The organism is Bradyrhizobium sp. AUGA SZCCT0105 (genome assembly GCF_018129565.1).
In the GTDB taxonomy this organism is placed as follows: Bacteria; Pseudomonadota; Alphaproteobacteria; order Rhizobiales; family Xanthobacteraceae; genus Bradyrhizobium.
The window spans coordinates 95001-117344 of the sequence record NZ_JAFCMK010000008.1 but is presented as its reverse complement, the minus strand read 5'-3'; the positions used below and the strand labels follow the sequence as shown (position 1 = coordinate 117344).

General features: G+C 63.5%; 18 protein-coding genes, 2 tRNA genes, 1 rRNA gene and 1 riboswitch. Of the genes, 10 read left to right on the top strand and 11 right to left on the bottom strand.

The window, feature by feature from the left end:
* Window positions 1-145: 145 nt before the first annotated feature.
* Entirely contained in the window at window positions 146-661 is a 516-nt protein-coding gene (locus JQ573_RS31625) for a hypothetical protein (protein WP_249132575.1), read from the top strand.
* A gap of 170 nt (window positions 662-831) precedes the next feature.
* Here the strand turns inward: JQ573_RS31625 and JQ573_RS31620 are convergent, their stop codons facing one another.
* Window positions 832-1518, bottom strand: coding sequence for an outer membrane protein (locus JQ573_RS31620; protein ID WP_212318214.1), 687 nt, complete (start codon window positions 1516-1518; stop codon window positions 832-834).
* Window positions 1519-1740: 222 nt separating this feature from the next.
* On the opposite strand from JQ573_RS31620, the gene JQ573_RS31615 reads away from it, so the two are divergent.
* Window positions 1741-2838, top strand: a complete 1098-nt coding sequence (locus tag JQ573_RS31615) for a MerR family transcriptional regulator (protein ID WP_212318213.1) — start codon at window positions 1741-1743, stop codon at window positions 2836-2838.
* A gap of 450 nt (window positions 2839-3288) precedes the next feature.
* Here the strand turns inward: JQ573_RS31615 and JQ573_RS31610 are convergent, their stop codons facing one another.
* The 3 genes from JQ573_RS31610 to JQ573_RS31600 are packed head-to-tail and all read right to left on the bottom strand — an operon-like array spanning window position 3289 to window position 6200.
* Window positions 3289-4221: a prephenate/arogenate dehydrogenase family protein gene (locus tag JQ573_RS31610; RefSeq protein ID WP_212318211.1), complete on the bottom strand. Its 933-nt coding sequence runs from the start codon at window positions 4219-4221 to the stop codon at window positions 3289-3291.
* A gap of 8 nt (window positions 4222-4229) precedes the next feature.
* The gene (gene hisC, locus JQ573_RS31605) at window positions 4230-5327 is read right to left on the bottom strand and encodes a histidinol-phosphate transaminase (RefSeq protein ID WP_212318209.1); all 1098 of its coding nucleotides are present in this window, start codon (window positions 5325-5327) and stop codon (window positions 4230-4232) included.
* Window positions 5328-5351: 24 nt separating this feature from the next.
* A complete protein-coding gene (locus JQ573_RS31600) occupies window positions 5352-6200 on the bottom strand; it encodes a chorismate mutase (RefSeq protein WP_212318207.1) in 849 nt (282 codons plus the stop codon).
* 186 nt (window positions 6201-6386) lie between these two features.
* Window positions 6387-6466, top strand: a riboswitch (SAM riboswitch).
* Window positions 6467-6549: 83 nt separating this feature from the next.
* On the opposite strand from JQ573_RS31600, the gene JQ573_RS31595 reads away from it, so the two are divergent.
* A complete protein-coding gene (locus JQ573_RS31595; protein ID WP_212318205.1) occupies window positions 6550-7755 on the top strand; it encodes a homoserine O-acetyltransferase in 1206 nt (401 codons plus the stop codon).
* The gene (gene metW, locus JQ573_RS31590; RefSeq protein WP_212318203.1) at window positions 7752-8417 is read left to right on the top strand and encodes a methionine biosynthesis protein MetW; all 666 of its coding nucleotides are present in this window, start codon (window positions 7752-7754) and stop codon (window positions 8415-8417) included. Before JQ573_RS31595 ends, metW begins: the two co-directional genes overlap by 4 nt.
* Before the next feature lie 94 nt (window positions 8418-8511).
* Here metW and JQ573_RS31585 read toward each other — a convergent pair whose 3' ends face one another.
* Complete coding sequence (locus JQ573_RS31585) at window positions 8512-9384, bottom strand: alpha/beta fold hydrolase (RefSeq protein ID WP_212318201.1); 873 nt, start codon at window positions 9382-9384, stop codon at window positions 8512-8514.
* A 231-nt stretch (window positions 9385-9615) separates the two neighbouring features.
* On the opposite strand from JQ573_RS31585, the gene JQ573_RS31580 reads away from it, so the two are divergent.
* A complete protein-coding gene (locus JQ573_RS31580) occupies window positions 9616-10278 on the top strand; it encodes a TIGR02594 family protein (protein ID WP_212318199.1) in 663 nt (220 codons plus the stop codon).
* 81 nt (window positions 10279-10359) lie between these two features.
* Here JQ573_RS31580 and JQ573_RS31575 read toward each other — a convergent pair whose 3' ends face one another.
* From JQ573_RS31575 to JQ573_RS31565, 3 genes are all read right to left on the bottom strand, one after another.
* A complete protein-coding gene (locus tag JQ573_RS31575; protein ID WP_212318197.1) occupies window positions 10360-11292 on the bottom strand; it encodes a YARHG domain-containing protein in 933 nt (310 codons plus the stop codon).
* Between the two features lie 134 nt (window positions 11293-11426).
* Window positions 11427-12209, bottom strand: coding sequence for an MOSC domain-containing protein (locus JQ573_RS31570; protein WP_212318195.1), 783 nt, complete (start codon window positions 12207-12209; stop codon window positions 11427-11429).
* Window positions 12210-12265: 56 nt separating this feature from the next.
* Complete coding sequence (locus JQ573_RS31565) at window positions 12266-12781, bottom strand: GNAT family N-acetyltransferase (RefSeq protein ID WP_212318193.1); 516 nt, start codon at window positions 12779-12781, stop codon at window positions 12266-12268.
* 57 nt (window positions 12782-12838) lie between these two features.
* Between JQ573_RS31565 and JQ573_RS31560 the strand changes: the two genes are divergently transcribed.
* Window positions 12839-13402, top strand: coding sequence for an XRE family transcriptional regulator (locus JQ573_RS31560; RefSeq protein WP_212318191.1), 564 nt, complete (start codon window positions 12839-12841; stop codon window positions 13400-13402).
* Window positions 13403-13594: 192 nt separating this feature from the next.
* Window positions 13595-16246 carry an ATP-dependent chaperone ClpB gene (gene clpB / locus JQ573_RS31555; RefSeq protein WP_212318189.1) on the top strand — a complete coding sequence of 884 codons (2652 nt, stop codon included), beginning with the start codon at window positions 13595-13597 and terminating at the stop codon, window positions 16244-16246.
* Between the two features lie 52 nt (window positions 16247-16298).
* On the opposite strand, the gene JQ573_RS31550 is transcribed toward clpB, so the two are convergent.
* The 3 genes from JQ573_RS31550 to JQ573_RS31540 form a co-directional block, all read right to left on the bottom strand.
* A complete protein-coding gene (locus JQ573_RS31550) occupies window positions 16299-16565 on the bottom strand; it encodes a hypothetical protein (protein WP_212318187.1) in 267 nt (88 codons plus the stop codon).
* Between the two features lie 95 nt (window positions 16566-16660).
* On the bottom strand, window positions 16661-17023 hold the full coding sequence (locus JQ573_RS31545) for an SPW repeat protein (RefSeq protein ID WP_212318186.1): 363 nt from the start codon (window positions 17021-17023) through the stop codon (window positions 16661-16663).
* A gap of 183 nt (window positions 17024-17206) precedes the next feature.
* Window positions 17207-19270 (bottom strand): M23 family metallopeptidase, encoded by a 2064-nt coding sequence (locus JQ573_RS31540; RefSeq protein ID WP_212318184.1) that lies wholly within the window; start codon window positions 19268-19270, stop codon window positions 17207-17209.
* 1027 nt (window positions 19271-20297) lie between these two features.
* Between JQ573_RS31540 and JQ573_RS31535 the strand changes: the two genes are divergently transcribed.
* The 3 genes from JQ573_RS31535 to JQ573_RS31525 all read left to right on the top strand — a co-directional run bounded on the left by JQ573_RS31535 (window position 20298) and on the right by JQ573_RS31525 (window position 22185).
* A 16S ribosomal RNA gene (locus JQ573_RS31535) occupies window positions 20298-21788 on the top strand.
* Between the two features lie 209 nt (window positions 21789-21997).
* Window positions 21998-22074: transfer RNA gene (locus JQ573_RS31530), tRNA-Ile, on the top strand.
* Between the two features lie 35 nt (window positions 22075-22109).
* Window positions 22110-22185, top strand: a tRNA-Ala gene (locus JQ573_RS31525).
* Window positions 22186-22344 lie beyond the last annotated feature (159 nt).

The following is a 22344-nucleotide window of genomic DNA, read 5'->3' as shown; positions in this document are numbered from 1 at the left end:
CTTCGGCTACGACGCATCGAAGATGCGATCTGGGTGAGTGGGAGTCTCCGCGAGTTCGTTAGCCAGCATTGTTGCGGAGACGGCCCTTCACCCCAACCCTCTCCCCGTAAGAACGGGGAGAGGGAGCGTAGAGCTGGAAAGGAACATGCAGATGAGGATCGTGAGCAGCAAGGAGAGGGCCGTGATCGCCCGCGAACTGATGATGGTCAGCCGCGCCGCGCATGTGTTGCAGCGAACCGGTCTGGCGATGGCCGGCGCCATGGCCGGCACCTTCGTCGCCGCCCAGCTCGCGAAGGGGCACATCGCTTTCTTCGGTACGCTTGCCTTCATCGTGACGACGATCGTGATCGGTGCCGTCGGCTTCTATCTCGGCATCGATATTCCAAGGCCCGCCTTGCGCGCCACGGGGCGCATCGATGCCGTCGAGCTCATGAGCGCGGGCGGCATCTTCCTCGCCGCGCTGGCTGCGCTGGTGTCGGTCTATGGCATCGTATTCGACGAGATTCCGCCGCGCGCCTGGGAGTTCGTGATCGGCTCCTGGTGGTTCGGCGGCGACGTCATGCTGGCAACCGCCGGCCTCGTCGGCCGCCAGCGGCTGACCCAGAAGGTTGCGCCGATATCGGCGGCGGGGCCGATTCGGGATCAACGGTTGCGACGGTGAGGTTCGGCGCGGTGGTAGCTTAATCGTCATGCGCCCGGGCTTGTCCCGGCATCCACGTCTTGGGTTTCCAGCGTGAAGAAAGACGTGGATGGCCGGGCATAGGCGAGCGGAAGCGACGCCGTTCTTCGAACGGCTAAGCCCGGCCATGACGGCCAGGAATCGAAAGCGCTCTAGCTACCCCAGCCGAAGCGGTAGTTGAAGCCTACCTTGACGGTATGGTCGTCGTCCCTGAACCGGACGCCGACGATCGTGGCGGGGCCGCCGGCGAAGCTGGTGTTGCCGAAGTTGTAGTACTGATACTCGGCCTTCGCGGACCAGTTCCGCGCGAACATGTATTCGAGACCGCCGCCGAGGGTAAAGCCGCCCCGGTGACTGCCATTGGTCGCAACGACCACCGGAATTCCGCCGGAGCTGGCGCTGATATTGAGGTTGTCGCGGACGGCGTAACCGCCCTTGGCGTAGAGAAGCGCGGGGCCCCAGGCGTAGCCGAGCCGGCCGGTGATCGAGCCAAGCTGATTGCTTGTTACCAGGGTGCCTGCCGGAAGGGTCGAGTCTTTGCCACCGTTACCGGTGAGCCCGCTAAACTGAACCTCGGCACCGATCACCCAGTTCGAGAACTGGTAGTCGAAGCCACCCTGCAAGCCGCCCAGGAATCGGGCCTTGTCCCCGCCGAGGCTGTTGTTGCCCGCGAAGGCACCACCAACGTGGCCGCCGATATAGAAGCCGGTCCAGTTATAGACCGCCTCCGGCGCCGTATAGGCCGGCGCCTTCGGATAGGTGCGCGCCGGAAGATCGGCCGCGAACGCGGGAGCCGCGCAGGCGATACCAGCGACCGCACCGAGCAGAAGCTTTTTCATGAGATTGGTTTCCCGTTGTTGTGGTTGTGTGGCGAGGTCCGGAGGACCGTCGTTGATGCGCGCGTGTGTTGTGGCGACTTGCGCATTGAAGGGTCTTCCTGCCCCGCTTCTGACCTATGACCTTGGGGCCGGCTCAAGCGGTTTATCGCCCGCCGCGCCGAAAAAGGCCTTGAGCCGGACCTAAGGTCACACCGTAAGGTACGGGCGAAGGGGCCTCCGTCGATGAACGAGCCGAGAGACAAAGCCGACAGGGACGTTTTGCTGACTGCGGCAGAGTGCGCCGCTCGCATCGGTCTCACGGTACGCGGACTTCGGCTCTATGAGAGCCGCGGCCTGATTTCGCCGCGCCGCACGGCGAAGAGTTGGCGGCTCTATGGTGCTGCGGAGATCCGCCGGCTGCACGAGATCCTCGCGCTAAAGCGAATGGGGCTCAGCCTGGCGCAAATCGCCAAGCTTCTCGACGGCGGCGCGATCGATCTCGACCGAATCCTGGCCATGCAACAATCGTCGATCCTTCAACTGCGCAACCGCGCCGATGAGGGCCTTGCGCTGGTGAATGTGGCGCGTTTGAAGCTTTCTGCGGGCGGGTCGCTCTCGATCGCCGACCTCATTGCGCTGGCCAAAGAGACCAACATGGCCGAAGCATCATTCGATGCCGTCGCGCAACGGCGCTACGAACAGGCCCGGCCCCGCGCTGCGATTCAGATCGATCCCGGCGTGATAGAGCGCTACGTCGGTCATTTTCGGTTTCAGACCGGCGGGCAGGTGGTGACGATCACACGCGATGGCGGTCATCTGTTCGCGAAGCCGCTCGGACAGTTCGCCTCGGAAATACATCCCGAAAGCGAGCACACGTTTTTTCTCAAGGTCACGGCGGCGCAGATTGCCTTCGCCGTCGAGCCGGATGGAATCGCGAACGCCCTGACGCTTCATCAAGGCGGGTTGACGCACAACGCGACCCGGATCGACGACGGGCAGGCCCAAGATGCGGCGACCGCGCTGGCAAAGAGGATCGATGACAAGACGCCGTCGCCGGGAACCGAGGAGGCGATCCGCCGCCTGATCATTCAGCACCAGCAAGGTGCCGTCGACTACGCCGGCATGAGCGACGTCATGGCGGCGGTGGCCCGCGAGCAGGCTCCGGCGATCATCGCCGCGCTGGACCTGGCCGGGGGCATGCAAACGATTCGCTTCAAGGGCGTCGGGCGAGACGGTTGGGATGTCTATGACGTCAGCTTCGCCAATGTCGACATGGAGTGGCGGATCATCTTGGCATCCGACGGAAAGATCGATGGAGTGCTGCTTCGGTCGTTGCCTTGAGCAGAAGCGAAGAAGCGGCGCTGAAGCTGTTCGGCAGGAATCGGGTGCGACAAAATCAACCCGACGGGCAGCGCAGCAAAACCTGTCAATCCTTCGCCTCGGGCAAATCGTGTCGCGAGAATGCGAAGCTGCACCCCACCCACACTGTCATCGCCCGGCTCGACCGGGCGCTCCAGTACGCCGCGGCTTCTCGATTCGAGCACCGGCGTCTCTGGAATACTGGATCGCCCGGTCGAGCCGGGTGATGACACCGAGATGAAGTGCGCAATGACGGTGCGTCGTATCGCGCGAGAACCATCCTCATCGTCGTCCTGGCGAAAGCCAGGACCCATTACCCCAAGTGTCAGTTGTCGTGCGACGCTGGGCTGCGGTCCCGTTCACAACCCAATGCGGTGGCAATGGGTCCTGGCTTTCGCCAGGACGACCAAGTGGAGAAATCGCGGGCCCCGGCTACTTCTTCAAATTCGCATGCGGCCGGCCGAAATCGGGCGCAGCCGAATCCTGGCCGATCTCGACGATGCCGCGGCGGATGGCGCGGGTGCGGGTGAAGTGGTCGAACAGCGCGTCGCCGTCGCCGCGCCGGATCGCGCGGGTCAGCTTCGACAGATCCTCGGTGAAGGTGCCGAGCATCTCGAGCACGGCGTCCTTGTTGGCGAGGAACACGTCGCGCCACATCGTCGGGTCGGACGCTGCGATGCGGGTGAAGTCGCGGAAGCCGCCGGCGGAGAACTTGATGACCTCGGATTCGGTCACCTGCGCCAGCTCGTCGGCGGTGCCGACGATGGTGTAGGCGATCAGATGCGGCAGATGGCTGGTGATCGCAAGCACGAGGTCATGATGATCCGGCGTCATGATCTCGACCTTGGCGCCGAGCGCGGCCCAGAACGCGCGCAGCCGGTCGGTCGCCGCGGGATCGGTGCCTTCGGGCGGCGTCAGGATGCACCAGCGGTTGATGAAGAGCTCGGCGAAGCCGGAATCCGGTCCCGAATGCTCGGTGCCGGCCACCGGATGCGCCGGCACGAAGTGCACGCCGTCAGGCAGATGCGGCGCCATGTCCTTGACGACAGCGCCCTTCACCGAGCCGACGTCGGAGATAACAGCGCCGGGCTTGAGGTGGGCTGCGATCTCGGCCGCGACCGGGCCGCAGGCGCCGACGGGAATGCAGAGAATGACGAGATCGGCATCCTTCACCGCCTCGATATTGGTCTCGACGACACGATCGACGATGCCGAGCTCGGCGACGCGGGCGCGCGTCTTCGAAGAGCGCGCGGTGGTCACGATCTCGCCGACGAGGCCTTGCGCGCGCGCGCCGCGCGCGATCGAGCCGCCGATCAGGCCGAAGCCGATCAGGGCGATGCGGTTGAAGAGCGGAGCCGTGGTCACGTCGGTGTTCACTTTCCGGCCAGGAAGTCGCGCAAGCCCTCGACCACGAGGCGGTTGGCTTCCTCGGTGCCAATGGTCATGCGCAGCGCATGCGGCAGCTTGTAATTGTTGAGCGCGCGCAGCACGAGACCGCGCCGCGTGAGATAGGCGTCGGCTTCCGCGGCGGTCTTGCCCTTGTCGGCCGGGAAGTGGATCAGCACGAAGTTGGCGACGCTCGGCGTCACCTTGAGCCCGAGCTTGCCGATCTCCTCGGTCAGCCAGTTGCGCCACTGTTCGGTGTGCGTTCGCGACATCTGCACATGGGCAGAGTCCTCGATCGCCGCCACCGCCGCCAGCATCGCCGGCGTCGTGACGTTGAACGGACCGCGGATGCGGTTGCAGGCATCGACGATATGCGCCGGGCCGAACATCCAGCCGACCCGCAGCGCGGCAAGGCCGTGGATCTTCGAGAAGGTGTGCGTCACCACCGTGTTGTCGGTGGTCGCGACCAGCTCGATGCCGAGCTCGTAGTCGTTGCGCGAGACGTAGTCGGCATAGGCGGCGTCGAGCACCAGCAGCACGTGCGACGGAAGTTCGGCGCGCAGTCGCTTAACCTCGTCGAACGGGATATAGGTGCCGGTCGGATTGTTCGGGTTGGCGAGCCAGACCAGTTTCGTGCGCGGCGTCACCACCTTGAGGATGGCGTCGACGTCAGCGGTGAAATTGGTCTCGGCCGCGATCACGTTCTTGGCGCCATTCGCCATGGTGGCGATCGGGTAGACCAGGAAGCCGTGGGTGGTCGAGATCGCCTCGTCGCCGGGGGCGAGATAGGTGTGCGCCAGGAGATTGAGGATCTCGTCGGAGCCGGCGCCGCAGATGATGCGGTCGGGATCGAGCCCATAGGCACGGCCGATCGCCTCGCGCAGCACCCGCGAGGTGCCTTCCGGATAGTCCTCGAGATGGTCAGCCGCGCCCTTGTAGGCCGCGATCGCCTTCGGAGACGGACCGAACGGCGTCTCGTTGGCGGACAGCTTGAACACCTTGCGGCCCGGTTCCGGCACCGGGCTCTTGCCGGGCGTGTAGGGCGCAATATCGAGGATGCCGGGATTCGGCACGGGGCGGGACATCATCAACTCCGGATATACAGACGGCTAGCTCTTGGCCGATCCGTTAGAGGGCACCGTATAGCGCGTTGCGTGGCTGCCGACGAGGGCCGAAGAGCGCACCGAGGCGCCGGCCTCGATCAAGGCGAGCTTGATCTTCTCGAAATCGTGCCCGGTGACCGAGACCAGCAAAGCCGCGCCGTCGAACGCGGTGTCGGGGACCGCGACGATCTCGGCGAGCGGGGCCAGCGCCCGGGCGACATCGGCGTTCCAGCCGGAGACACGCACGCTCCAGATCTGCACCTCCGTGACCATAGCGTCGTCGGCGACCCGCGAGATCAGGAACACCGGCAGCGCGGCGGGATGGTCGGCGCGTTCGAGGAACGGCAGCCGCGCGATGATCTTCGGCGCGCCATCGGCCTCGAGCGCATTCCACCACGGTGTGCGGCTCGCGATCGCGGAGACCAGCGCGAGGTCGCCCTTCGATTTCGCCGCCGCCTCGACCGCGGCCTGGGCGCTGAAATGCGACACGTAAGGCACCACGAAGCCGAAGTGAAACCGCGCCGAGTCGCGCATCGCGGACTCGCCGACCGAGACATCGGCATGCACCGCGAACGGCGCCTGCACATAGGTGAAGGTCGAGATGATGACGCGCCAGATGCTCTCGATGGTGTCGAGCGGCAGGATGCCGCGATGGCGCCGCACCAGCTCGCGCATCATGCTGGCCTCGCGCGCCGGGCGGAACGCCGAGCCGACCTCCTGGGTCTTCTTGACCTGGATCAGGCGGTCGATGATGTCGCCGCGCGCCATCAGCAGGCGGTGAACCTGCTCGTCGATCGCATCGATCTCCTTGCGCAGCTCCTGCAGCGAGGGCGGCGACGGGGGTGGGTTGGACATGCTCTCAAACCTTGTCGTCCGGGCGGCCCGATGCCGTGCCAGACAGGGTCCCTGATTAGGAAAGACGGCCAGCGAAAGCAAAGAGAAACGTCGCAGGCGTGCCTTGCGCATTCGGTTAACCATCGGCGCCCGGCAAGGGGAGGTTCACTGGCCGCCTTGACGACGGGGGGCCTGAGGACTAGGTTCGCGTTACTCCGTGGTCATTTGAGCCGGCCGGCTTGCAGCCACGTTAAACAACTCGCTAAACAGGCCGGGGACAGATCAGCTCCCGGCCGAACCTTGTTCAGGCCGGGTTTTTTATGGCCTGATTTCTGTTCGAGCCCTCCCACGCGGAGGCAGGGTCGCCTAGATGAGCAACGTGCGTCCGATACCGAGCCCGCCGATGTCCAGCGATGATCGCGCCCATGAGGCGGATCATCCGTCGTCATTGGTGGCGAAGTTCGGCATGGATCAGCCGCTGAAGCTGGATTGCGGCGTCGATCTCGCGCCGTTCCAGATCGCCTATCAGACCTATGGCGAGCTCAATGCTGACAGGTCCAACGCAATCCTGATCTGCCACGCGCTGACCGGCGATCAGCACGTCAACAACACCCATCCCGTCACCGGCAAGCCCGGCTGGTGGGACACCATGGTCGGCGCCGGCAAGCCGATCGATCCCGAACAATACTTCATCATCTGCTCCAACGTGATCGGCGGCTGCATGGGCTCGACCGGGCCCGCGTCGCTGAATCCTGCGACCGGCAAGGTGTGGGGGCTCGATTTCCCGATCATCACGATCCCCGACATGGTGCGCGCGCAGGCGATGCTGATCGATCGCCTCGGCATTGCGACGCTGTTCTGCGTGGTCGGCGGCTCGATGGGCGGCATGCAGGTGCTGCAATGGACCGCGGCCTATCCCGAGCGCGTGTTCTCGACGCTCGCGATCGCCTGCTCGACGCGCCACTCGGCGCAGAACATCGCGTTCCACGAGCTCGGCCGTCAGGCGGTGATGGCCGATCCGGACTGGCGCGGTGGCCGCTATGTCGACGAGGACACCCATCCGCATCGTGGACTGGCGGTGGCGCGGATGGCGGCGCACATCACCTATCTCTCGGACGCCGCGCTGCACCGCAAGTTCGGACGGCGGATGCAGGATCGCGAGCTGCCGACCTTCTCGTTCGATGCGGATTTCCAGGTCGAGAGCTATCTGCGCTACCAGGGCTCGTCCTTTGTCGAGCGCTTCGACGCCAACAGCTATCTGTACCTTACGCGCGCGATGGACTATTTCGACATCGCTGCCGACCATAATGGTGTGCTCGCAAAGGCGTTCACCGGCATCAAGACGCGGTTCTGCGTGGTTTCGTTCACCAGCGACTGGCTGTTTCCGACCTCGGAATCGCGCGCGCTGGTGCATGCGCTGAACGCGTCGAGCGCACGGGTGTCGTTCGCCGAGATCGAGACCGATCGCGGCCATGACGCATTCCTGCTCGACGTGCCGGAATTCCTCGAAATTTCCCGTGCCTTCCTGCAGGCCGCGGGCAAGGCGCGCCGACTGAAGGACGACGGCCAGTCATGAGCATGCAGCAAACCTTGCCCTTGCCGGGCGTCGCGCCGGAGCGGACCGGCGGCTATCGTACCGATCATCTGCTGGTCGCCGACATGGTGCGGCCGGGTTCGCGCGTGCTCGACGTTGGCTGCGGCGACGGCGAATTGCTGCAGCTCTTGGAGAGCCGCGGCATCGACGGCCGCGGCATCGAGCTGTCGCGCGAGGGCGTCAATGGCTGCGTTGCCAAGGGCCTCGCGGTGGTGCAGGGCGATGCCGACACCGACCTCGTCAACTATCCCGACGATGCGTTCGACTATGTCATCCTGTCGCAGACCTTGCAGGCGACGCGGCAGCCCAAGGTGGTGCTGGAGAATCTGCTGCGGATCGGCCATCGCGCGATCGTCTCGTTCCCGAATTTCGGGTTCTGGAAGATGCGGCTGCAGCTTTTGATCGGCGGCCACATGCCGCGGACCGAGAATTTGCCCGCGAGCTGGTACGACACCTCGAACATCCATTTCTGCACCATCAAGGATTTCGTGCAGCTCTGCGAGGAGATCAACGTCAAGATGGAGCGCGCGGTGGCGCTCGATCTCTACGGCCGCCCGGTGCCGCTCAACCTGCCATGGTGGGTGTGGAACATGTTCGGCGAGCAGGGCGTGTTCCTGCTCAGCCGGGGTGAGAAAGGGAAATAGTTGCCGTCATTGCGAGGAGCGATAGCGACGAAGCAATCCATGCTTCCGCGTGTGGGAAGATGGATTGCTTCGCTTCGCTCGCAATGGCGATCGATCACACCGGCGCCGCCACCAGCGACCGCGGATCGCGCACCGGCCAGCGGCCGGCCTCGACCAGTGCGATGAAGCGCTCGACCATCTCGTTGAACAGCGCCGGCTCCTCGAGGTTGAGCACATGGCCGGATTTCGGGAAGAAGGAAAGGCCGGCGGCCGGCAGATGCTGCTTCAGGAACATGCTCGGCGCGATGCAATTGTCGTCCTCGTCGCCGCACAGGATCAGCGCCGGCGTCGCTGCGCGCTTGATGGCCGCGGTCATGGTGTAGATCGAGGGCCTGCCGCCCTGGAAGCTGCGCATCGTGTTGGCTGAGCCCTTGGCGTCGTGGCGCGCGAGCGCGGCGTAGAAATCGGCGTGGCCGCGCGGGTCCTTGACCAGGAACGGAATCCGGCTCGGTGCCTCGCGGGTCACCTTGGCGACTTCGGCGGAGCCGATGGACTCGAGCTGCTCGGCATTGGCGCGGCACTGCGCGCGGAAGGCAGCGAGATTCTCGAGGCTGGAGCCCGAGCCGACCGCGGCCAGCGTCATCGACAGCGCACGCTCAGGTGCGTTGAGCGCGACCTGCAGCGACGAATAGGAGCCCATCGAGAGGCCGATGAAATGGGCCTTCGCGATGCCGAGATGGTCGAGCACCGCGAGCGCGTCGGTGTAGAAATGCGTGTAGGTGTAGACGTCGGCGCTCGGCGGCACGTCCGACGGCGTGTAGCCGCGTGCGGAATAGGCGATGCAGCGGTGACCGCGCGAGAAGTAGCGCATCTGCGGTTCCCAGTTGGTGTGGTCAGCTGCGAACTCGTGCAGGAAGATGATCGGGGTCCCACTGCCTGCCTCTTCGAAATGCAGGCGGACATGATCTTTCGTGATGGCATGGGGCATTGAAATTCTCCTCTCGTTGGCCGCCCTCAGATTTGCAATTAATTTCCGCGGCTGCAATGCGGCAGTTCTGGCTATTTTCGTCATGGAATTTGCGCGGAATGACCCCGAAATCGTTTTCGCAACGCCGCATGAAATCTTCCTCTCGCCACATCCCGATCTTCAAAACCACCACCGCATCCCCTTGGGAATGCGACGGGGAGTTGGGGGGCGTTTCAGAGGGTCTCGTGAAGTATGGTTCAGTTGCTTGCGTATCGCCGGTCGCTTCGAGTTTTGGCGCTGGCTCTGTGTTCGCTCACGCTCGCCGTGATCTCCGCCGTTCCGGCGTCCGCCCGTCCGCACCATTCGCGTCACGCGCATTCGGCTCATGCCGGCCATCACACGCGGCATTCAGCTCATCATCACTACCGGCACACAGCGCGGCTGTCGCGTGCCGAGCGTCGCGCCCAGATGCAGGCGGGCGGCTTTGGCGAGGCCAATGCAGCCGTGTTACCGGGCAGCGCTGAGGCCGCGTCCAACTCCGACGTGAGCGCGACAGGTGGCTTCGGCTCATCCGGCATCGTCGACACGGCGCGCCGCTATCTCGGCGGCAATCCGACCGGCCGCTCCAGCCTGTGGTGCGCGCGCTTCATGAACATGGTGCTGCAGCAGACCGGCCATCGCGGCACCGGCTCCGACATGGCGAGCTCGTTCGCCAAATACGGCCAGCGCGTCTCCGGGCCGCAGGTCGGCGCCATCGCCGTGATGGGCCGCCGTGGCGGCGGTCATGTCGGGATCATCACCGGCGTCGATGCCAAGGGCAATCCGATCATGATCTCGGGCAACAGCAGCCACCGCGTCCGCGAGGTGCCGGTCTCGCGCGGCCGGATCTACGCCTATGTGATGCCGACGAATTGATCAGGGACTGGCCACCTCTCCTCTGAGAATGGGGGAGGTGGTCATACGCGGTGCGAGATCAACCGATACTGCCGGCTGGCCTCACTTCTCGTGCTCCTTCGCCTCGATCGTGTCGACGTTGGTCGTCTCGAGGTTGCTCAGGGGGACTTCGACCGCAGCGGGTTGATACCAGGCGAATTGCGAGAAGTAGTTCGCGAGCACCTGATCCTTGAAGAACCGGCCATGCCGCGCGAAAATCTCGTTTCGTGCGATCCGCAGCTCGATCGCCGACATGTCCTTGAGATCGGCCTCACTCAGAAATCGTCGATCGGAATCAGGAAAGAGAAAGCCGTCATGCGCCTTGGCGCGCTGCGTGACGGAGGCCGGAACGGCGGGCGGCGTCGCGCGTCCGACGGTGGTCTGATCGTCCTGCCCGCCTGACTTCGCCACGGTATGTTCGAACGCGGGCCCGACGGTCCAGACGGCCAGCGCCAATGCCGCGGCGGCGAGGCCTGCGCCGTACTTCCAGTAGCGCTTGATCGGCGAAACTTCACGCAGCGGCGATCGCCCGGCCTCACTCAGGACCTCGTTGATCGTATCGATCAGGCGGGTCATGTGCACGCGAAAATCCTGACCCGAGTCGACCCGGGCGGCGTTGCAGAAGTGCAGGAAGCGAAGCGATTCCGGCAGCTCGGCGGCCTCCGGCATGGTTGCGCCGTTCACCAGCAGCGGCAGCAGCGTCTTGTTGTGCTTCAGCGCCGTTTCGATCTCGAAGCGCACGGAATCTGCGGGATCCTCCAGACGCGCAGGTTTCCCATCGTCGGTCTTGCCGATCCAATGCGGACCGATCACCGCGATGACGATGTCGCAGGCGACGATGGCCTTGGCGATCCGGTCGACGAAGTTGGCGCCGGTGCGAATGCTGTTGACGTCGAAGAAGACGGATTTCTCACCGTACTTCTCGATCAGATGGTCGGCGATGCGGCCCGCTGTATCCTGATCGACCCGCCGGTACGAAACCATGATCATGCTCATGGCAACCCCGTACAATCAATTTCGACAAATTTGCTGCAATTCAAAATGTCGAGTGAAGTCTATTGCACGCAACCAAACATTGCAATGCGATGCACGTTTATGCCGTCTTCAAGGAATACGGAACCTGGCGTGACCTAGTGCGGTTCCGCGGCAATCGTGTCGCCGACGGCCGCGCCGCCGTCGCTGATGATCTCGGCGTAGATGCCGCATTCGTTGTTGCCGAAGCGCTGCATCAGCGTGTTCGGGACCGAGAGGTCGCGCGCGCCGGTATCGGGATCGACATTGACCGCTGCACAACGTGTGATCCGCTTCACAACTTTTGCCCGTGCGCTGCCGATCGCAATGGTCTGGTCGAGCAGGTTGGCGTCATGCCAGGCCGGCCAGCCCTCGACATAGAGGTTGGCGCGGAAGCGCAGCGGATGGACCGGCGCCTGCACCATCTCCTCGATCGCCCGCAGGCTCGCCAGATTGATGATCGAGACCACCTTGCGCGGCACGTCGGAAAAACTGTGCCCGGGGCTCACCAGCACCTTGGGCGGTCCCTTGATCTGGCCGGCGTGACGATCGGCGAAATAGCGCTCGATCGCCGCGCGCCCTGCTTCCGTTTCGAGATCGCCCTGCGCCACCATCGCGCCGTCCCGGCGCAAGGTCAGCACGTGGCTGTCGTCGTCGAAATGGGCACGCAGCGGCGCCAGCCACTCGTCCCGTTGCAGCATCAGGAAATGCGGCTTCGCCAGCCACTTCGGCGCCGCGGGATCGAAACCGCTCGGGCCGTTCTCGATCGCGTAGCGGCGATCGGAGCGGAGCGTCTCGCCGACCTTGAGCTCGGCGCGGGGCAGGGACTCGGGCGTCAGACCCTTGACGGGATAGCGGTAGATGCCGGTGATCCGGGCGGAAGAGGTGTGCGTGCTGTCCATGCGTCCGCTCTAGCCTGTTTGGCGCGCGAGGAGAACCGCCGCCGATGCGAAGGCAGCTAGTCGGGCCGCGCCGCGCCTGCGGCATCCAGCACGCGCTGCATGAAGACGAGGTCGAGCCAGCGGCCGAACTTGCGTCCGACCTCCGGCATCCGCGCGACCTCGACAAAGCCGGCCTGCGCGTGCAGCCGCAGCGAGGCGGGATTGCCGCCGTCGATGCCGGCGATCATGACGTGCTTGCCAAGCGCCGTCGCGGCGGCCACGAGCGCGTCGACGATGACGCGGCCAAGGCCGTGGCCGCGATGATCGGCGTGGATATAGACGCTGTGCTCGACGCTGTAGCGGTAACCCGGGAAGGCCCGGAAATCGCCGAACGTGCCGTACCCGAGCACCACAGGCCCATCGGCCGCGACCAGCACCGGATAGCCCAGTGCCAGCCGCGCCTGCATCCAGGCCAGCCGCTCGGCGTCGGAATCCTGCTTCTCGGTCCAGATCGCGTTCGAGTTGGCGACCGCCTCGTTGAAGATCGCGGTGATCGCAGGAATATCCTGCTCGGTGGCGGGGCGGATAATCATTGGTCGTTCCTCGATAAACCTCTTGAACGGACCCCATCGTCTACTATATAAGACATCATGTCAATTATAGAAGACGGGCCTGATGAGGCTCTCGGGCGGCGGGTTCGCGCTGAACGGGAGGGCCGCGGCTGGTCGCTGGCGGAACTCGCCGGGCGGGCCGGCGTGTCCAAGGCCATGCTGAGCAAGATCGAGCGGGCGGAGGCCAGCCCGACGGCGGCGACGCTGTCGCGGATTGCCACGGCCTATGGCCTGACCATGGCCGCACTTTTTGAGGTTGCCTCACACAGTTCCCGCCTGCAGCGGGCCAAGGATCAGCCGGTGTGGCGCGATCCGAAGGCGGCCTATCTGCGGCGGCAGGTGTTTCTGCATCCGGCCAATCCGCTGGAGCTGGTGGAGGTCGAGCTGCCTGCCGGGCAGGAAGCCGGTTTTCCCGCCAGCGCCTATCACCTGATCCGTCAGGTGGTCTGGGTCATCAGCGGCCGCCTCACCTTGATGGAAGGGGCGGAGCGCCATGAGCTCGCTGCGGGTGACCGCGTCGAGCTCGGGCCGCCATCGGACATCGTCTTCCGTAACGAAACTGCTCAGCCCTGCCGCTACCTTGTCGCCATCGTGCGGCGCTGAGCTCCATCGGGTGAAATCGCAGACCGTGGCTCTTCCGTTTCGGAACCAAGTGCCCACATCTGCGGCAAGCCTGAAAAATGATGGCGACGACCAGAGGCTGGTTGAGGAACGTCAACGCGGCCCGCGGAAAACCCAATGAAGATGCCGTTGTCATGCCTGAATGGGTGACGATGGCAGGCCGAGGGAAAACGAATGAACATCGAGAAGTACACCGAGCGCTCGCGCGGATTCATCCAGTCTGCCCAATCGCTCGCCATGCGCGACGGTCACCAGCAGTTCTCGCCCTTGCATCTGTTGAAGGTGCTGCTGGACGACAATGAGGGGCTCGCCGGCGGTCTGATCGACCGTGCGGGCGGCAATTCCAGAGCGATCCTGAAAGCGACCGAAGAGGCGCTGAACAAGCTGCCGAAGGTTTCGGGCAATGGTGCCGGACAGGTTTACCTGTCGCCGGAGCTGGCGCGCGCCTTCGACGCGGCGGAAAAGGCCGCCGACAAGACCGGCGACAGTTATGTCACCGTCGAGCGGCTGCTGCTCGGGCTCACGCTCGAGAAAGGCAGCGAGGCGGCCTCCATCCTGAGCAAGGGCGGCGTCACGGCGCAGAACCTGAATGCGGCGATCGAAGCGCTGCGCAAGGGCCGCACCGCTGACAGCGCGACCGCCGAGAACGCCTACGACGCGCTGAAGAAATATGCCCGCGACCTGACTCAGGCCGCGCGGGACGGCAAGCTCGACCCGGTGATCGGCCGCGACGAGGAGATCCGCCGCACCATCCAGGTGCTGTCGCGGCGGACGAAGAACAATCCCGTCCTGATCGGTGAGCCCGGTGTCGGCAAGACCGCGATCGTCGAGGGCTTGGCGCTACGCATCCTCAACGGCGACGTGCCGGAGAGCCTGAAGGATAAGAAGCTGCTGTCGCTCGACATGGGCGCCTTGATCGCCGGCGCGAAATATCGCGGCGAGTTCGAGGAGCGGCTGAAGTCCGTCCTGCAGGAGGTCTCGTCCGCCGAGGGCGGCATCATCCTGTTCATCGACGAGATGCACACCCTGATCGGCGCCGGCAAGACCGACGGCGCGATGGACGCGTCCAACCTCCTGAAGCCTGCGCTCGCGCGCGGTGAGCTGCACTGTATCGGTGCGACCACGCTCGACGAGTACCGCAAGCATGTCGAGAAGGATGCCGCGCTGGCCCGCCGGTTCCAGCCGATCTATGTCAGCGAACCGACGGTCGAGGACACCATCTCGATCCTGCGCGGCCTGAAGGACAAGTACGAGCAGCATCACGGCGTACGCATCACCGACTCCGCGTTGGTGGCCGCGACCACGCTGTCGAATCGCTACATCACCGACCGCTTCCTGCCCGACAAGGCCATCGATCTGATGGACGAGGCGGCGGCGCGGCTGAAGATGCAGGTCGATTCCAAGCCTGAAGAGCTCGATTCGCTGGATCGCGACATCATCCGGCTGAAGATCGAGCAGGAGGCGCTGAAGAAGGAGAACGATGCCGGCTCGAAGAGCCGCTTGCAGACCCTGGAGAAGGAGCTCGCCGGGCTCGAGGAGAGATCGGCGGCGCTGACGGCGCGCTGGAGCGCGGAGAAGAACAAGCTCTCCAACGCCCAGAAGCTGAAGAGCGAACTCGATGCGCTCCGCGTCGAGCTTGCCAATGCGCAGCGTCGCGGCGAATTCCAGAAGGCGGGCGAGCTGGCCTATGGCCGGATCCCCGAGCTGGAAAGGAAGCTCGCTGATATCGAAGCGCAGGAGAGCAGCAAGCCGAACGGCGGCGAGATGATGGAGGAGGCAGTCACCGCCAACCACATCGCGCAGGTCGTCTCGCGCTGGACCGGCGTGCCGGTCGACAAGATGCTCGAGGGCGAGAAGGACAAGCTCCTGAAAATGGAGGACGCACTTGCCAAGCGCGTCGTCGGCCAGGCCGAAGCGGTGCGTGCGGTGGCAACCGCGGTGCGCCGTGCCCGTGCGGGCCTGCAGGATCCGAACCGGCCGACCGGCTCGTTCATGTTCTTGGGTCCCACCGGCGTCGGCAAGACCGAGCTGACCAAGGCGCTCGCCGCTGACCTGTTCAACGACGAGACCGCGATGGTTCGCCTCGACATGTCCGAATACATGGAGAAGCACTCGGTCTCGCGGCTGATCGGCGCGCCTCCCGGCTATGTCGGCTACGACGAGGGTGGTGCACTGACCGAAGCTGTGCGGCGCCGACCCTACCAGGTCGTGCTGTTCGACGAGATCGAGAAGGCGCATCCCGACGTCTTCAACGTGTTGTTGCAGGTGCTCGATGACGGCCGCCTGACCGATGGTCAGGGCCGCACCGTCGACTTCCGCAACACGCTGATCATCATGACCTCGAACCTCGGTTCGGAATTCCTGGTGAATCAGCCGGAAGGCGAGGACACCGCGGCGGTCCGCGATCAGGTGATGGGTGTCGTGCGGGCGCATTTCAGGCCGGAATTCCTGAACCGCATCGATGAGATCATCCTGTTCCACCGGCTGCAGCGGAACGAGATGGGCCGCATCGTCGAGATCCAGTTCGCGCGGCTGACCAAGCTGCTCGAGGATCGCAAGATCGAGCTCACGCTCGATCCGAAGGCGCGGAACTGGCTCGCGGAAAAGGGCTGGGATCCGGCTTACGGCGCCCGCCCGCTGAAGCGGGTGATCCAGCGCAGCGTGCAGGACCCGCTGGCCGAGATGATCCTCGCCGGCGAGGTCAAGGACGGCGATCGCGTGGTGATTTCGGAGAAGGGCAACGTGCTGACCTTCAACGGTCAGGTGCCCAACACCGCCGAGATCGTGCAGTTCGATGCCCCGGTCTCGAAGCGCAAGCTGAACTGATGCGCATGCAAAAGCCCTCCCCGCGGTCGCGGGGAGGGCTTTGTTGTCCAGGCTAGTCCTGCGGGACGATCGGTGGACCGAGCTGACCGGGCTCGTCGTCATCGGCGGGTTCGAGTTCGGACAGGATATCGACCAGCTCGCGGGTGCGGCCTGTGGCCAGCGGCCTGCCGGCGTTCATCAGCGGCTCGTCATTGGCAAGCCAGGCCTGGGCTTCGGCAAGCTCGGTGATCGTGGCGCCGGATGCGATGATCCTGGCGATGGTGACATCGTCGGCGTGGCCGACGGCCTTCAGCACATCGTCGCGGGTGAGCTGGGTCATGGCGCAAATCCTTGTGCATATCTTCGTTGAGCACGACCAAACCCCCGCCCGCCGGCGATCCGCGCCAGCGGGTAGGGATGCATCGTTTCAAGGCCTCAGCTGTGTGTTGTGAGCCGAGGCGGATGCTGTGACATCGCCCAGAGTTCGATCGCGGCAAGGACCGCGACGGCGACGCCGATCACCACGTGCACGGTCGTCGCGGTGGTCATTGCCTGGAACCCGAGGACCCAGGGCGAGACCATTGCCCAAAGCCCGACGATGAGGTTCAGCCACTCCTCCCAGACCGCGAATGCCGCGAGCGCGGCGATCGCAAGGATCGCCATCACGAGGCCGACGATGTGGGCGTTGGTGGAAACCATTCCGGCGTCGAACTTGAACAGCCACGGCGAGAGGAAGAGAATCGCGCCGAGGATCAGGTTTGCGACGTCGCACAACCTTGCGTTCGTCCAGTTCTCCATGACACCCTCCATTGGAGGTTTTACTGCTGAATCAACTGGATGATCGCCGTTCGGGTTCCCATCCTACGGCGCGAAATTTGCTGAAACTGGCGGCGTCATGGCCTCGAAACGGCATCGCATCTGATCTGCGCCTGCAGCGTTTCCTGGGATCTGCGCGGCCGGACGGGCCGGCCTTTTGCATCATCAGCGGTTGCTGATGGACCGCGTCATCGGCGCGCTGCCGGTGGCATCCGAAACGATGCGCGAGCTGCCGCGGCTGGACATCTGGGCTTCGATCCGGTCGCGCTCCTTCTCGAAGCCCGCCAGCATCGGGCCTTCGAGCGACCGGCCGCGCGGCAGCTTCACGCGCATAGGGTCGACGAATCGACCGTTGACCAGGATTTCGTAGTGGACGTGCGGGCCGGTCGACTGGCCGGTCGAGCCGACAAAGCCGATCACCTGGCCCTGCCGCACCTTCTTGCCGATCTCCATGCCCTTGGCGAAGGCCGACATATGGCCGTAGGCCGTCTCGTAGCCATTGGAGTGCTTGATGCGGATATATTTGCCGTAACCGCCCTCGTACCCGACCTTCTCGAGCATGCCGTTGCCGGAGGCGAAGATCGGCGTGCCGTAGGCGGTGGCCCAGTCGACGCCGGTGTGCATCTTCACGTAGCCGAGGATCGGATGGCGGCGGCCGCCGAAGCCCGAACGCATGATCGCGTTGTTGACCGGCTTGCGGACCAGGAACTTCTTCGCGCTCTTGCCGGTCTCGTCATAGTAGTCGACGACGCCGTCGTCGGAGCTCTGGAAGCGGTAGTATTTCTTGGTTTCGCCGCCGACGGTCAGCGCGGCGTAGAGCACTTCGGTCTTTTCGGTGCTGGTGACGCCCTCATCCTCGCCGGCATAGAACACGTCGAACGAGTCGCCGGGCTGGACCTTGCGCTGGAAATCGACGTCATAGGAGTAGATCTTGACCATGTCGTCGATGACGGTCGGCGGCACCTTGTTGCGCAGGGCGGTCTCGTAAATGCTCTGATAGAGCCGCACGCCGCTGCCATCATCCTCTTCATCGTCGCTGGAATTGTCGGCGGTATCGGTCGTGGTGTTCATGCTCTGCACGTCGACGGCAACGTATCTGCCGATATCGGACAGTGCGGCGACGGCTTCGACGACGGAGTCGTTGGCGACGATCACCCGATAGGGTTGCAGCCGGGCGCCCGGTGCTGACGGCGCCATCAGGATTCGCACCTTCTGGCCTTCCTTCAGGCCGCCGTCGCGGCCGCGCGGGCCGAGCGTTGCCGCAATCGCCTTGGCCTCGTCGGGCGTTGCGCCCTGATCGCGCAGGATCGAGGTGATGCTGTCGCCCTTCTTGACGAGGTGAACCCGTTCACCGACCGGATTGCCGCCGGTGACCTGCTCCTTGGTCTTCGGCAGCAGGGTGACGTTCTCCGGCACCACGCGGGTCTCGAAGCCTGCATAGGGGTCGGAGGTGTTGCCCTCGGTGGCGTAGGCCATCCTGATATCGGGGCCGGCGCCGGTGGCATCGGCCGCGGCATTGGCGAGTGACGCGTAGCGCACCGAACCGCCGGAGCCGCGCCAGTTGGCGGCGTCGCGGACCCGCATCAGCACGTCGTCGAGTGCGACAACGGCGGCGAGCTTGGCCTTCGGCAGCACGGATCCGAGATCCTTGGTGACGAACGAGACCTCGGCGTCGGGCTCGGCGGCGTCGGCCGCATTCGGATCCTCGGCCGCCGCCGGCGTGTCGGAGCCGACGTCGGTCAACAGACGCTGCGCGTTGAACGCTGGAATCTTGGACGACAGATCGCTCGTGGTCATCGAGAGATTGCCGGAAATCCGGATGAAGGGCCGCACCCGCATCACGTCGCGATTGCCGACGCGGGTCACGGTCGACACGCGCACCAGGCTGCGGGAGGCGGAGGATTCGCTCGGCGGCGGCAGGCGGTCGCCCTTGTGCAGGCTGACGACGCGATCATTGCCGGTGAAGGCGCCGCGCAGCGCGCCTTCGACGCGCTCCGGCACCTTGGCAAACGTCATCTCGCCATCGAGCGACGCAAAAACGGCGCCGCCGATCAGGGCCGCGCCACATAGTCCAGTCAGAATGGTGCCGCTGAACCATTGTACGGAGACACGGCGGCGATCGATCACCGCGGCCTCGGTGCCGTCGACTGAAAGCGGCGGTTCGTGACCGAGATCGATCATCCCGGTCTCGCGCCCAATGCCGCTTCCGCGTGACGCCCGTTGGCTCAACCCGATATCCCCCCAAAATCCAGCAACTGCGATCGACCTCTGCTCGTCCTCGTCCCCACCTCGATCCCTTGAAGAGGAATCTCGGCAGTGTGGCGAGCCACACGCATCGAAGTCGAGAAGACGAAGGCCATTAGCTAGCCGCACTCTCGAACGTCAACGGTGTGCAGATCTCTCGATGTTGCTCGGCCGCGAAGGGAAGAAGGCGACGGGTTCTTGGAGAAAATCGCCTGGTCCCCCAGAAAAACCACCCGAGCCCCCACAGGTTTCGAGCGGTTCAATGCATGTCATATAGCCAGATCGTCGCAGGATTGTGGCTCAAGTGCGGCATTTGAGATGGAAAAGTTTCCTGAAGCAGGTCCATGCCGCCGCCCGGTCCGGAGCGCCGGGGGACCCGTTCAGGAGGGCTGGGGAACCCGTTCCGGAGGGCCTCACGAGCCCTTCGGCAACAAACTTTTTTTGAAGTTTTTTGCAACGCGGGTTGGGTTGCGAATTTTTACCTCCGACCTAAGCCACAGAAAATACGAGAATTTTTCCGCACTGCACACGCGATTTCGGCGTGCGACGATTTGTTGACAATGGTCGTTGACAATCCCGAGGGGTGGGGACTATAAACCAACCACTGAGCGCGGCGCCGCCGGGTCACTGACCAAGGCGAGCGAACGCGCCACTGATGCTCCTCACTTCGATGAGTGACACAGCAGCCGACATAAATCGGTTGAGGTTCACTGTTCGTCGCTGAAGGGTAGAACCACCCTCTAAGGGTGTGGGGTCATCGGATCCCGGGCTGTTTGACAAGTGAAGATGAAGAAAGAGAAACGTGGACGGCGGAGTCCTTGCGTCTCTCGGAATACTTGAAAGCTTCGGCTTTTGACTTTCTGAGGGTGGACGAAAGACTTCGGCGGTACACGTTTAAAGGTTACACCATCGTTGCCAGCGATGTGAATCGTAGGCAGCTCGCAGACTTCGGTCGGCGAAGAATGGTGGGACCTCGTCAAACGTTGTGATCAGCCGGTTCAAAGTTCAAGTCCAACTTGAGAGTTTGATCCTGGCTCAGAGCGAACGCTGGCGGCAGGCTTAACACATGCAAGTCGAGCGGGCATAGCAATATGTCAGCGGCAGACGGGTGAGTAACGCGTGGGAACGTACCTTTTGGTTCGGAACAACACAGGGAAACTTGTGCTAATACCGGATAAGCCCTTACGGGGAAAGATTTATCGCCGAAAGATCGGCCCGCGTCTGATTAGCTAGTTGGTGAGGTAATGGCTCACCAAGGCGACGATCAGTAGCTGGTCTGAGAGGATGATCAGCCACATTGGGACTGAGACACGGCCCAAACTCCTACGGGAGGCAGCAGTGGGGAATATTGGACAATGGGCGCAAGCCTGATCCAGCCATGCCGCGTGAGTGATGAAGGCCCTAGGGTTGTAAAGCTCTTTTGTGCGGGAAGATAATGACGGTACCGCAAGAATAAGCCCCGGCTAACTTCGTGCCAGCAGCCGCGGTAATACGAAGGGGGCTAGCGTTGCTCGGAATCACTGGGCGTAAAGGGTGCGTAGGCGGGTCTTTAAGTCAGGGGTGAAATCCTGGAGCTCAACTCCAGAACTGCCTTTGATACTGAAGATCTTGAGTTCGGGAGAGGTGAGTGGAACTGCGAGTGTAGAGGTGAAATTCGTAGATATTCGCAAGAACACCAGTGGCGAAGGCGGCTCACTGGCCCGATACTGACGCTGAGGCACGAAAGCGTGGGGAGCAAACAGGATTAGATACCCTGGTAGTCCACGCCGTAAACGATGAATGCCAGCCGTTAGTGGGTTTACTCACTAGTGGCGCAGCTAACGCTTTAAGCATTCCGCCTGGGGAGTACGGTCGCAAGATTAAAACTCAAAGGAATTGACGGGGGCCCGCACAAGCGGTGGAGCATGTGGTTTAATTCGACGCAACGCGCAGAACCTTACCAGCCCTTGACATCCCGGTCGCGGACTCCAGAGACGGAGTTCTTCAGTTCGGCTGGACCGGAGACAGGTGCTGCATGGCTGTCGTCAGCTCGTGTCGTGAGATGTTGGGTTAAGTCCCGCAACGAGCGCAACCCCCGTCCTTAGTTGCTACCATTTAGTTGAGCACTCTAAGGAGACTGCCGGTGATAAGCCGCGAGGAAGGTGGGGATGACGTCAAGTCCTCATGGCCCTTACGGGCTGGGCTACACACGTGCTACAATGGCGGTGACAATGGGATGCTAAGGGGCGACCCTTCGCAAATCTCAAAAAGCCGTCTCAGTTCGGATTGGGCTCTGCAACTCGAGCCCATGAAGTTGGAATCGCTAGTAATCGTGGATCAGCACGCCACGGTGAATACGTTCCCGGGCCTTGTACACACCGCCCGTCACACCATGGGAGTTGGTTTTACCTGAAGACGGTGCGCTAACCCGCAAGGGAGGCAGCCGGCCACGGTAGGGTCAGCGACTGGGGTGAAGTCGTAACAAGGTAGCCGTAGGGGAACCTGCGGCTGGATCACCTCCTTTCTAAGGATGGTTCTTCAGCGAGCTCACGCTCACTATCGAACCGTTTTAGAAACATTCAGGGGCCAACAGTTTCAGGATTGTTGAGCTCCATTGGCGGGATTTCGCCGTCTTCGTTTCTCTTTCTTCGCGGACGAACACGCGCCAGGGCTGAGCGCTGTGCGACGCACCGACGATAAGTCGGGTGCGCGCCGGCATGTCCCTCGTGTTAGGGGCTTGTAGCTCAGTTGGTTAGAGCGCGCGCTTGATAAGCGTGAGGTCGGAAGTTCAAGTCTTCCCAGGCCCACCATTTTGATCGAGTGCGGAGCATTCGTCTTCTGGTACGGGGCCATAGCTCAGCTGGGAGAGCGCGTGCTTTGCAAGCATGAGGTCGTCGGTTCGATCCCGTCTGGCTCCACCAGATGGAATTGAAGCTCGACAATGCGCCTTGTGCAGCAGGCTCTGTTCAAATCGTCCGCGAAACATCACTTCGCACTCATTGGTCCGGATGGACGGTGACGTGCGTGTTTTCTGACATCGTAAAGAGGAGATCGATCCGAGTTTGGATCTGCGAAGCAAT

Bases quoted from the DNA above. Each gene is read 5' to 3' on its own strand.
- JQ573_RS31625 (WP_249132575.1), top strand. From the start codon at position 146: ATGCAGATGAGGATCGTGAGCAGCAAGGAGAGGGCCGTGATCGCCCGC.
- JQ573_RS31620 (WP_212318214.1), bottom strand. From the start codon at position 1,518: ATGAAAAAGCTTCTGCTCGGTGCGGTCGCTGGTATCGCCTGCGCGGCT.
- JQ573_RS31615 (WP_212318213.1), top strand. From the start codon at position 1,741: ATGAACGAGCCGAGAGACAAAGCCGACAGGGACGTTTTGCTGACTGCG.
- hisC (WP_212318209.1), bottom strand. From the start codon at position 5,327: ATGTCCCGCCCCGTGCCGAATCCCGGCATCCTCGATATTGCGCCCTAC.
- JQ573_RS31600 (WP_212318207.1), bottom strand. From the start codon at position 6,200: ATGTCCAACCCACCCCCGTCGCCGCCCTCGCTGCAGGAGCTGCGCAAG.
- JQ573_RS31595 (WP_212318205.1), top strand. From the start codon at position 6,550: ATGAGCAACGTGCGTCCGATACCGAGCCCGCCGATGTCCAGCGATGAT.
- metW (WP_212318203.1), top strand. From the start codon at position 7,752: ATGAGCATGCAGCAAACCTTGCCCTTGCCGGGCGTCGCGCCGGAGCGG.
- JQ573_RS31585 (WP_212318201.1), bottom strand. From the start codon at position 9,384: ATGCCCCATGCCATCACGAAAGATCATGTCCGCCTGCATTTCGAAGAG.
- JQ573_RS31580 (WP_212318199.1), top strand. From the start codon at position 9,616: ATGGTTCAGTTGCTTGCGTATCGCCGGTCGCTTCGAGTTTTGGCGCTG.
- JQ573_RS31575 (WP_212318197.1), bottom strand. From the start codon at position 11,292: ATGAGCATGATCATGGTTTCGTACCGGCGGGTCGATCAGGATACAGCG.
- JQ573_RS31570 (WP_212318195.1), bottom strand. From the start codon at position 12,209: ATGGACAGCACGCACACCTCTTCCGCCCGGATCACCGGCATCTACCGC.
- JQ573_RS31565 (WP_212318193.1), bottom strand. From the start codon at position 12,781: ATGATTATCCGCCCCGCCACCGAGCAGGATATTCCTGCGATCACCGCG.
- JQ573_RS31560 (WP_212318191.1), top strand. From the start codon at position 12,839: ATGTCAATTATAGAAGACGGGCCTGATGAGGCTCTCGGGCGGCGGGTT.
- clpB (WP_212318189.1), top strand. From the start codon at position 13,595: ATGAACATCGAGAAGTACACCGAGCGCTCGCGCGGATTCATCCAGTCT.
- JQ573_RS31550 (WP_212318187.1), bottom strand. From the start codon at position 16,565: ATGACCCAGCTCACCCGCGACGATGTGCTGAAGGCCGTCGGCCACGCC.
- JQ573_RS31545 (WP_212318186.1), bottom strand. From the start codon at position 17,023: ATGGAGAACTGGACGAACGCAAGGTTGTGCGACGTCGCAAACCTGATC.